9 protein-coding genes and 2 pseudogenes are annotated in these 10586 nt (G+C 44.4%); all 11 read left to right on the top strand.

Translation table 11 applies throughout. The features are described 5' to 3' along the window. Positions 1-700, top strand: a pseudogene (locus HMPREF9420_RS08545) (hypothetical protein); the annotation flags it as partial. 2 nt (positions 701-702) lie between these two features. Continuing rightward, positions 703-3411 carry a hypothetical protein gene (locus HMPREF9420_RS08540; RefSeq protein WP_007135205.1) on the top strand — a complete coding sequence of 903 codons (2709 nt, stop codon included), beginning with the start codon at positions 703-705 and terminating at the stop codon, positions 3409-3411. Then, positions 3408-5831, top strand: coding sequence for a tail fiber domain-containing protein (locus HMPREF9420_RS14735; RefSeq protein WP_007135204.1), 2424 nt, complete (start codon positions 3408-3410; stop codon positions 5829-5831). The genes HMPREF9420_RS08540 and HMPREF9420_RS14735 overlap by 4 nt, the downstream gene beginning before the upstream one ends. Before the next feature lie 2 nt (positions 5832-5833). Then, positions 5834-6055 (top strand): hypothetical protein, encoded by a 222-nt coding sequence (locus tag HMPREF9420_RS08530; protein ID WP_007135203.1) that lies wholly within the window; start codon positions 5834-5836, stop codon positions 6053-6055. Further along, a complete protein-coding gene (locus HMPREF9420_RS08525; RefSeq protein WP_007135202.1) occupies positions 6052-7047 on the top strand; it encodes a hypothetical protein in 996 nt (331 codons plus the stop codon). Before HMPREF9420_RS08530 ends, HMPREF9420_RS08525 begins: the two co-directional genes overlap by 4 nt. Positions 7048-7183: 136 nt before the next feature. Further along, positions 7184-7504 (top strand): hypothetical protein, encoded by a 321-nt coding sequence (locus tag HMPREF9420_RS08520; RefSeq protein ID WP_007135201.1) that lies wholly within the window; start codon positions 7184-7186, stop codon positions 7502-7504. 34 nt (positions 7505-7538) lie between these two features. Next, positions 7539-8000 (top strand): hypothetical protein, encoded by a 462-nt coding sequence (locus HMPREF9420_RS08515; protein WP_007135200.1) that lies wholly within the window; start codon positions 7539-7541, stop codon positions 7998-8000. A gap of 182 nt (positions 8001-8182) precedes the next feature. Next, positions 8183-8425, top strand: a complete 243-nt coding sequence (locus tag HMPREF9420_RS13505; protein ID WP_004378115.1) for a hypothetical protein — start codon at positions 8183-8185, stop codon at positions 8423-8425. 68 nt (positions 8426-8493) lie between these two features. Then, positions 8494-9324, top strand: coding sequence for a DNA adenine methylase (locus HMPREF9420_RS08510; protein ID WP_007135199.1), 831 nt, complete (start codon positions 8494-8496; stop codon positions 9322-9324). A 25-nt stretch (positions 9325-9349) separates the two neighbouring features. After that, positions 9350-9988, top strand: a complete 639-nt coding sequence (locus HMPREF9420_RS08505; protein ID WP_007135198.1) for a thymidylate synthase — start codon at positions 9350-9352, stop codon at positions 9986-9988. A gap of 136 nt (positions 9989-10124) precedes the next feature. Next, positions 10125-10469: pseudogene (locus tag HMPREF9420_RS08500) on the top strand (sodium/proton-translocating pyrophosphatase); the annotation flags it as partial. Between the last annotated feature and the right edge of the window lie 117 nt (positions 10470-10586).

Below are 10586 nucleotides of genomic sequence, written 5' to 3'. Positions count from 1 at the left end.
CACGGGCGTGGTAGATAGTGCAATACAAATATTTCAGAGTATTGCAGGCATCGTGGATATCATCAAGGTGCTGACCGGTGCCACACAGGCCAGCGCCGCAGCAAGTGGTGTGAAGGCTTCGGCTACAGCAACAGAAACGGCGGCTACGACGACGCACACCGCCGCAACAGCCGCCGACACAGCTGCAACAATTACCAACACTGCTGCTAAAAGTGGTGAAGCCATTGCCAGTGCTACGGCCAGCGGTGCCAGCATGCCGTTCCCCTATAACATTGTTGCCATTGCTGCAGGTGTGGCTGCTGTCGTTGCTGCCCTGGCATCCGTCAGCGGTGCATTTGCCAATGGTGGTATTGTGGGCGGCTCATCGCCAAGCGGTGATAAATTATTGGCTCGCGTGAACTCGGGTGAAATGATTCTCAATGGTGCGCAGCAGAGCCGCCTCTTTAACTTCATCAACGGTGTTACGCCCTTTGCCGACGGCGGCATCGTCTATGGCCCTACACTTTCGATCATGGGCGAGTATGCGGGGGCAAGGTCAAACCCCGAAGTGATTGCACCGCTCAATAAACTAAAATCGATTATCGGTGATGGTGGTAATGGTGGCGGGCGATTGGAGGCGCGCCTGCGCGGACGTGATATTGTGCTGGCGATGGCTAACGAAACACGTATCAGTAGACGGAAAACAAACATCAAATTGTAAAAATGTATATACACGGACAATTTTATAATGAAAAGAACGAGCGCATCGAGGTGCACATTCTCATTCGAGGTGATCGCACAAATGAAGTTGAAATCGGAGCTGAAAGCTGCGGCATCAACTGGACGGATGACCCCGTGGAGATTGAAAGTCAGGTCAGCGACACCTTTGATGTACTGCTTAAATACCAGGCTACCGTACGCCTGCTGGTAAAGAATTTCATTCCTGACCTGTTCTGTGCTTCCTGCCGTGATGCTGTAGTAAATATCTATCGCGAGGGAGAATGCCTCTTTGCAGGCTTTATAGAACCGCAGACCTATTCACAACCTTACAATGAGGAAGAAGACGAAATCGAACTCAGCTGTATCGACGTGCTGACGGCCCTGCAATATGGAAAGTACCGAAATGTCGGCGTGCAGGGTATCACCTATAAGGAGGTGAAAGAGAACGCTGGACAGCGCAGTTTCTTAGATATCATCCGCGAGTTGCTGTCAGGCCTGTCGAATAATCTTGATATTCTTGGGAAGCAAAGCCTGGCTTGTTATTATGACGGCAGTATCGGAATGAATAAATCGGAGCCTACATTCAATATTTTCTCACAGATAGGCATTCATGAACTGTTGTTCCTCTCTGATAATGAAGATAATGTGTGGACGGCAGAAGAGGTGCTGACTGAACTGCTGAAGTATCTTAACCAGCACATCGTACAGCAGGGATTTTCTTTCTATATATTTTCATGGGAAAGCATAAAAAAGGCAGAAAATATTGAATGGAAAGACCTTTACAGCAACAAAGATTCGAGAATATCTCACAGGCTGATAGGGATAACGACAGATAAGGCGGTAGGTACGGATACCACTATCAGTGTTGGCGAAATCTATAATCAGCTGCTATTAACCTGTAAGGTGGAGAAGATGGAGAGTCTCGTCGAAAGTCCATTAAAAGAAAGTGAATTGGGGAGCTATTTCATGGCACGTCAAAAATACATGTCAGAACTGATCAGCTTAGGCGATGGCAAACGAGCTTTGAGAGGCTTTTATGAAATGGTATTCAATGGTGATACAGATTATTATGATGGTAGTATTGTAGATTGGTATGTGTGGATAAAGCGGCATCCTGAGTGGAAATTTCTGATGCATGATAATATAGCCAATGCTGATAAAGACCTTAATAGCTATTTCGGACAAGATGGTAAGAATCAACAAGCAATGTTGCAATGGCTCGGTAAGCATCTTGGAGCAGGGCTTGTTTCTTATGGCAAGGTGGAGCGGGCTATGGCAAGGAAAGATAACAGCCCCGTGTCGAAAATCAACATGGAGACTGTACTTGTGCTGTCAGTGAATGGCAATGGGAAGAACAGCCCCTCGGAGGCTTATCCCAATGTGGAAGCCCTTCATGAGGCTATTCCCTATGCTACTTATGTGGGGCAGCATTCAGGTGGTGTATTTTCTCCTGTCGATGAGGAGACTATAAATTACATTGTATTTTCAGGAAAAATGCTACTAAACCCAATTATGGAAGTAACAGGTAGATATAATGATCTCAGAACAAAGGAGTGGATATTAATGCCATTTGCAGGCAAGGCGTCTGATAGTAAGGTTCCAATTAACATTGTAAAGAACAAGTCGAAAGATAAGTGCTATTATACACGCCTGTTTTGGAAGCAACAGGTGTCTGATCCGCGACAAAATGAAGAAGCACTATGGGATAAAGAAGGTGATTCGGGATGGTACCCATTTACGGATACAGCACCTGAAGAGTACGAGTTTAAATATAGCAGTGTAGGTGACGGAACCGACAAAATCAGCAAAGTAGGACTCGTAGCCTGTATGCTTATTATCGGAGACAAATGCGTCGTTGAGACAGGGAGTGGTTCACAGATGGAAGATTTTGAGTGGCGTAAATACAAAGAACGCTCGGAGTGCAGCAGTGATGATGAATACTACGCGCAGAGTTTTACTATTGGATTTGACCCCAAGATTGGTGACAAGTTAGTTGGTCACGAGTATGACCTGCAGAATAACATCAGCTGGAAGCATGGCGTAGACAGTGAAGGCATGGCTATACCTATTCGGAAACGTGACCATGTGGCTGGTGCAGTAAAGTTTATCGTTCTTGGTCCGGTGAATGTGCTTTGGAGTGATATCACACGTCGTCATCCTACATTCTTCAGACATACCAAGTGGACCGAAGATGCCATTCCGCTGCTGGCACACATCAGTTCTATACAGATAAAGTCTTTCGAGGTGAAGGTGGTGAGTGACAATGGAAAGACGGAACTGCTCGGGGATGATCATGACATCGTATATATGAGTGCTGCACAGAGTTCGTTCTGCAACCGCAAGGATGACCTTGAGTTCAAGGTTACTTCTGCCCTGACATATGACGAATGCATGCAGATAGGTGTCAAGAATGCCCTTTGCCTTTCTACTCCCGTAGGCGTTGCCAGCGGTGATGGTATACTTACATTGTATAATCGGGTAACCGATAGTATCGCCAAACCCGAACTGCTCTATGTGAACAGCTACTATCAGGAATATCATGCGCCACGGGTGATCATGACACAGCACATGACGGATATCCGCGGAGGGTTTGTAGATCCGTTTGCGCACTATAGGCATAATTTTCTAAACAAGAACTTCTTTGTGCAAGGTATCAGTAGAAACCTTGCAGAGGGAACGGCAGAACTGACATTAAAGGAAATAGACCAATGATTGATATCAAGATGTTTGCCCGAAAGCGGGCTGAGGGAACTGGCAGGGGTGGCAGCACAACGCCCTGGACACAGAGTGACGACGTGCGGCATGCACTATCGGCAGACAAGGCTACGTTTGCAGAACAGGCAGACAAGGCACTGCAGGCAAACGAAGCTGCCCGGGCCGCCTATGCCGATAAAGCGCGGGCCTTGGCAGAGGACAGCCCTGCATATGACGAGTTCCTGCGCAAGGATAAGGAAGATACTGCAAAGGAATTGATAAATTTCCTCAAGGGCATCACTATCGGAGATATTAAAATCAGTTATGATGAGACGAGTAGCGCACTTTCGCTGACACGTGTTTCGGATACAAGTAAGGTTGCGGGGCTGTATGCAACAGGAGGATTGACAGCATTTGGTGCAGGCGCCGTGCAGGGTAGTGGTAGCGAAAGTGGCGGCACAAGCTATGAGCGCCTGGACCGCTGGAGCGACTACACTACCGCAAAGGCGGCAGCTGTCCTCTCGGCTTTCCTCGGTAAGGACCTTCATGAGCGATTGAAGAAAGTAGAAAGTGGCGCGTTGACCTCGGTCGACTGGTCGATTATTCAGAACAAACCTACTTCAATGCCTGCCAGCGACGTGCCAGCCTGGGCCAAGGCAGCGACAAAACCGACTTACGCCTGGAGCGAAATCACAGGCAAGCCGAACACCCTGCAGGGGTATGGCATCACCAATGCTGCAAGCATATCACACACGCATGCTTTTTCTGCATTGACAAACAAACCTACAACTATAGACGGCTATGGTATCGTCGATACATTCAAGACGCACAGAGAAGTCAATTTCGCACCTGACGAGGCTGGCTATTATGCCGTGATGACAACGAAGTCCGGAATTGATGAGACGTGGCGACATGTGATTTCGATGGACTGGTCGAAAAATGACAGCGTGAACTGGATCAGTCAGCTTGCGCTCCCTACTTTTGTAAACAGTGACGTGTACTATCGTAAGAACGAGGCACAGGGCAAGCAAATCAAAGACGCGAAATGGATAAAAATTTGGGATGAAAAGAACCTGACGAAACTCTCTCAGCTCACTGATGATGTTGTGACGGGGAAATACCTGTCTCTCGCTGGTGGAACGATGCAGGACACGAGTATGGTTCACAATCTGAATTCTGAATTTGTAGGAGGTAAGCATTTCTCTAAAATACTGACCTCAGACGGAAATGTATATCAGCTAAGTTTAGGTGTCAGTACAGAGGGAGGAAGTGGAAATGGTTATCGATGCGTTACAAAAGCGGCTGGTTTACCGGTATGGTCTGTTAACAAGCTTATTTTAGCAATAGCATCAAGACATAAAGGAGTCGGCATTATCACTATTCTCTTCCGTGTCAGGGCTCAACGGACAGATTATGAGGTTGATATCCGTGCAATGGGAAGTTTCGAATATTCTCCAAATCAATTGCGTTTTTATTATAATGCTGATACGGCAACGTTTTCCATCTGGACTGTCTTTTCAGATTATGACACAACGGATTTTTCAACGATATTGTATGGTGAACATGGATACATCACTCTAAATGGTGACAATACCTATTACAAAAAATTGCCTTCAGATGTTGGGACACAACTTAAATACAATGTAAACAGTGCAACAAGATTAGATAAACCCCGTACAATCTGGGGGCAGAATTTTGACGGCACAGGCAACGTCACGGGGGCGCTAAGCAGCGTGACGAACATCAACAATCTGCTGCATTTCACTGGAAACAATATCGGCATTGGTACAAATACTCCTATTTACAAGCTTGACGTAAACGGCAACGCGCGAATTACTGATGAGTTGCTCGTGGATAGTTATCTGAACCTCGCTAACAACAAAGGAGTGCGCTTGCGAGATAAGGAGGGTGGTAATCAGCGTGCACTGTTTATTTCAGAGTCCAACGCGGTTTATTTCGGTTGCAATGATCGTCCGCTCTATACGCTCTTCGAGGGCAGTGAGTTGCAGTTCAACATCTACCAAAACGGCTGGCAAACTGCGCTCATTATCAGCCGTGACAAAACAGCACAGTTCCACGGAAATGTGTTGGCCATGGGTGGGGTGACAGCCTACACTACATCGGACCGCAGACTGAAAGAAAATATCAAGGCCGTGGACAGCATGAAAGTAATTCGTAGCCTGGGCGGAACCTGGCAGTTTGATTACAAGGGTACGGGTGAGCACAGTGTCGGATTTATTGCGCAAAACGTGAAAGGAAGTGCACTGAAGAGTATGGTTTATACAAATGCTGACGGCTACATGAAGCTGAACTACCTCGACACGCGACTTATTGCACTCGCATTCGGAGCAGCTGTACAAGTTGACGATAAGGTAGAAAGATTAAAGAAACGGGTAATGGAACTTGAAAAGGAAGTCGAATCCTTAAAACATAATTAATTATGAAGAAACTGATAAAATGGTTAGCCGATAAGTTCGGCGTGACAACGGTAAGAACAGAAGTCAGGACTGTGGTCAAGGAAAAAGAGGTATTAAGGCACTTTTTCCCAAAAGCCGGAACGGTTGAGGGCGATTTAATCGTCGAGGGAGACCTGCTCGTCAAGGGCTCTCTTACTGTGACAGGCAGCGTGACTTGTTATAAAGAGAAAGGAGGCCCGGCATGAGCATCGTCAATGGCATCATACAGGCTCCCGTCAGCATTGCGGACGTGAAGACCGTGCTCGGTGAGACGAGTAACGACCTTGCAACGCTTTGCAGGAGCGACAAGATAAACATGTGGGCAAAGTTCAAGCCTGTGGAACTGAATAAGCCTTTCACCTCCGACGAGTTCGATTTTGCAAATAGGAAATGGCGTGACAATGCAACGTGGTTCAAGGGTGCAGACTTTGCAGGTCTCGGGATATGCGGTATAAAAATCGCACATGGTAACACTTTGCAAAGCTTGACAGAATTATACGATAAAGGCTTGGGCAACTGGTCGCGTGTGAAAGTAGGCTCTACTTTTGCATGCCCCTACCGGCTGTCTGATTTCATAGGCTACAAGCATGCTGCAACTGCACCTTTTAAAAGGCCTTCTATTATGATTGAAGGGACAAAAAACGGCAGTATTACTGCTATTATGATGATTAAAGATGTTAGTATTGATTATGAACTTAATATATATAATATAGGTATATTAGCAGAAACATATTTCGGGGTAGCCTTAAAAAATGAATCAGGACAAATTGTTTGTTTTAAGACTTCTAATGAGCCCTTGAAATCAGGAAATGCAAGTGTAGATATAGAAAATGCAAATTTGGATATAGGAGCTTACAAAGCATATGCGTTCTTAAGTTCTGTACCACTTGCATTAAATAGACCTCCAGTGAAAGCTATTTACTACACAATTCACGGATTTAGTGCTTCAGAAACTAAAGTTACATCTAATCAATATAATATTGAAAAATATTATGTTATACAAGCATATGAAACAATTAAAGGAGAAATTTGTGTAAAAATAAAAATCGATAAATCTTATCCCGGGGGGTCGACAAACAATTTTTATGTTATGTTGAGATTCTCTTCTACAGAAATGGATTCTCCGATGATAAAAGGGGAACAAGCATATAATTTCGAGCATGTCAATCCTGGCGAAACATATACTCATTTTTTTTAATGGTATACAAACAGGCCAAAGATATCGATTAGAATACATTTTTATGAAAAAGACCGATCAGGTCCCTGTCAAAATGATTGACTTAAATGATAACTTAGAGACAACTTAAATTAGTAACAATAAACATACACAAACTATGGAAGTAAAAGTAAAAGCAATTGCCGGCTTCAAGGCAAGTGTTGAAGCAGTAGGCGCAAGTACAACTATTAAGGCGGTCGTTTCTGTTGAAAGCGATAAGTATGCAAATATCGAAAATGGTAGCGTTTGCAGTAACGATGATATAAACAAACAGCTCGCAACTTTCGCGCATTTCGGAGGTATCAACATCAGTTATCTTACAACTGACGAAGACGAAATCATTGCAGCTATTACAGATGTTACAAAATTTGTGAAGTACTGCAAGGCAAACGCAGCGAAGCTCGGCACAGTCAGTGCAACAGAAGCAAAAGAAAAGTAAATAACAAAGTAATTTAGTAAGAATTAAAGTAAGAATGAAAGTAAAAACGATTAAGGCAGTTGAAGCCTACAGGGCATTAAAAGCGTTGAAAGTAAGCGGTATGAGTGATGATGCGATGCTTGCGGTGTGGAAGAACCTCAAAGCCTTGCGCCCTATCTCAGAGACTTACGATAAAGACATCGAGGAGGTGCGCGCAACGCTTCAGGATGAAGAATTTGAGAAAATGCAGCAGCGCGTCAAGGAAGCGCAGGAAAGGGAACTACATGCAAAGGAAGAGGCACGTGACATGACTGCAGCTGAAAAACGCGAAATCGCAGAAATAAACGAGTGGTTCGCTGTGTGGAACAAAAAAGGCAAGGAGTATTTCAATTCGTTGTCGGAAAAAGAAGTTGAAGTGGATATCGACTCTCTCGACGCCTCAGAACTTCTTAAGTCGTTCAAAAGCTCGGACAGAACGTTCGAAGATGTGGCAACACTTGATTGGCTGACAAAGTAGTATATAGCCAATTAAATAATCTCCCGGGAGTGAAAAAGAAGCCCCCGGCCTGTTAATAGTCATCTCACCTACATATTAACCAAAAGCACCATATGTGCGACCGGGGGCTAATACCCTCGTTCACATATGGTGCTTCTTAATTATGCAAGTGAGATAATGCAAAGATACAAATTTTATTGAATATGAAGATAATAGACATCTTGAAATTTAACAGGGAATTGATAAAAAGGCTTCGCGAGGCTGGTATACGTCTGAAAGACGAACGGTATATAGACCTCTATAATGATTATACAGAACTACGTCGGCATGGTGAGAAAGTTTCCTATATCGTATTAGTTTTGTCAACTCGCTACGCCGTGAGTGAGCGTACCGTGTACAGCCTTATAAAGCGGATGAACCGTGAGTGTAATATATTTGCAGTATGATTGTTGATGAATATTCTTTCTCTTTGAGCGATATGCCGACCTTTGCAATCCACTAAAAAACAAAATTTATGAAGAAACAATATCTTTCAGCACCGCTTCCCTTTCAGGGACAGAAGCGGATGTTTGCAAAAGAGTACATCAAAATACTCCAGCAGTTCCCTGACAATGCGACCTTCGTGGATCTTTTCGGTGGCAGCGGTTTGTTGTCACATATCGCCAAGCATCAGAAGCCGAACTCCACCATAGTATATAATGATTTTGACGGCTATCGTAAACGACTGGAGGCATTACCCCAGACGAATGCCCTGCTGGCTGAACTAAGGGCAATAGTGAATGTTCCACGTCACAAGCCAATATTGGGAGGGACACGGGAACGCGTACTGTCCTGCATACGCAGGCATGAGTGTACCTACGGATATGTCGATTATATAACACTGTCCTCATCATTGATGTTCTCAATGAAGTATGCTACCGAGTTCTCCGACTTTGAAAAGGAGACCTTATATAACAATATTAAGGCTGTAGACTATCCGTCTTGTAGCGATTACCTCGACGGGCTGGTCATTACCTCCTGTGATTATAAGGAGTTGTTTGAGAAGTACAAGGACGTGCCTGGTGTGGTGTTCCTCGTCGATCCTCCATACCTGAGTACAGATAGTAAGACCTACAAAATGTACTGGAAACTGTCCGATTATCTTGATGTGCTGACCATACTCACCGGTCACCGCTTCATCTACTTCACCTCGAACAAGTCTTCTATAATAGAACTCTGCAAATGGATAGGTAAGAATAAAATTATAGGCAACCCCTTTGAAAACTGCCACCATAAGGAGTTCAATGCCCACATGAACTATAACTCTTCTTATACGGATATCATGCTTTATACAGATGCCGTTTAAACCATATTCTAATGCCATTTGAACGATGAACAAATACTATCAGATGCTGGATAAGATTTTGGAACAGGGAAAGCCCCAGGCCAATAAGAAAGGTAATATTCGCTATCTTCTAAATGAGCAGCTGTCGTTATCACCTGCAGACCTGCTTGATATATTCGAGAGCCACGGCATAGCAAGAAAGAAATTGAAAAATGAGCTGCAGCTGTTCATGCAAGGCGAGCGACAGGTGGAAAAATACCGTGAGGTAGGCATCAACTGGTGGGACTATTGCGGAAGCGTGCTGGTGAACAGTTATCCGACCTACTTTGAGAAGCTCCCGCCACTGATTGCCAAGATAAACCGCGAGAAGCGTAATAGTAAGAATTATGTGCTGTTCCTCGGTGAAACAGGCGCAGAAAGCAACCAGGCACCATGCTTGAGTCTGGTTCAATTCCAGATTGATGACGGAGAATTGGTTTTGTCGGCCTATCAGCGAAGCAGTGATGCGAACCTCGGACTACCGGCCGATATATACCACCTATATCTCATGGCACGACAGATAGACCTGCCACTAAAGAATATAACGTTGAACCTTGGAAATGTGCACATATACGAGAATAATATAAACCGTACGAAGCAACTTCTTGATGGTGATGAGAGTGTGAAATTTGACTTGAATGTTTGAAAGATAATGATAAGAAACAAGAAACGCCTCGATTTTCTCTGGGGCGTTTTTTACATTGGGGAAGGAAGCCAAAAAAGAACATTTCGTTTTATAAGCTGGAACGCTTCGTTTTATTTCTTCGGAACATTTCGTTTTGCGGATTATAATTATTCCGAGTTTACTGGCAATCGCCATCCCCATTGTTGTCGGAATATTACTTGGAGTGGCTGGAGTCTTAGGCTTGTTGGTAGGTAGTTTGTCGGCAGGATTTACCTTGGCAGTCTTCATGGCCAATGCAGGTGGCGCATGGGACAATGCAAAGAAGATGGTCGAAGAAGGCCATTTCGGAGGTAAAGGGTCTCAAAGTCATAAGGCAACGATAGTGGGTGACACGGTGGGCGACCCCTTTAAAGACACTGCCGGGCCAAGTCTTAACATCTTAATCAAGTTGATGTCTATGGTAAGTATTGTCATGGCAGGACTCACAGTGGCTTTTATTTGAGTATGCTTCATAGCTTTTCATAAGATAAAGGTGATGAATAGGATTGCAAAAAAGCATTAAAATGCATTGCGATTATCGGAATATTACGCAATAAAAAAACAGAAAAAATATTGCAAG

Source organism: Segatella salivae DSM 15606, from assembly GCF_000185845.1.
In the GTDB taxonomy this organism is placed as follows: Bacteria; Bacteroidota; Bacteroidia; order Bacteroidales; family Bacteroidaceae; genus Prevotella; species Prevotella salivae.
This window is presented reverse-complemented; position numbering and strand designations above follow the sequence as displayed.

What these genes read in the sequence shown, in the direction of transcription:
- HMPREF9420_RS08540 (WP_007135205.1), top strand. Translation starts at nt 703, where the DNA reads ATGTATATACACGGACAATTTTATAATGAAAAGAACGAGCGCATCGAG.
- HMPREF9420_RS14735 (WP_007135204.1), top strand. Translation starts at nt 3,408, where the DNA reads ATGATTGATATCAAGATGTTTGCCCGAAAGCGGGCTGAGGGAACTGGC.
- HMPREF9420_RS08530 (WP_007135203.1), top strand. Translation starts at nt 5,834, where the DNA reads ATGAAGAAACTGATAAAATGGTTAGCCGATAAGTTCGGCGTGACAACG.
- HMPREF9420_RS08525 (WP_007135202.1), top strand. Translation starts at nt 6,052, where the DNA reads ATGAGCATCGTCAATGGCATCATACAGGCTCCCGTCAGCATTGCGGAC.
- HMPREF9420_RS08520 (WP_007135201.1), top strand. Translation starts at nt 7,184, where the DNA reads ATGGAAGTAAAAGTAAAAGCAATTGCCGGCTTCAAGGCAAGTGTTGAA.
- HMPREF9420_RS08515 (WP_007135200.1), top strand. Translation starts at nt 7,539, where the DNA reads ATGAAAGTAAAAACGATTAAGGCAGTTGAAGCCTACAGGGCATTAAAA.
- HMPREF9420_RS13505 (WP_004378115.1), top strand. Translation starts at nt 8,183, where the DNA reads ATGAAGATAATAGACATCTTGAAATTTAACAGGGAATTGATAAAAAGG.
- HMPREF9420_RS08510 (WP_007135199.1), top strand. Translation starts at nt 8,494, where the DNA reads ATGAAGAAACAATATCTTTCAGCACCGCTTCCCTTTCAGGGACAGAAG.
- HMPREF9420_RS08505 (WP_007135198.1), top strand. Translation starts at nt 9,350, where the DNA reads ATGAACAAATACTATCAGATGCTGGATAAGATTTTGGAACAGGGAAAG.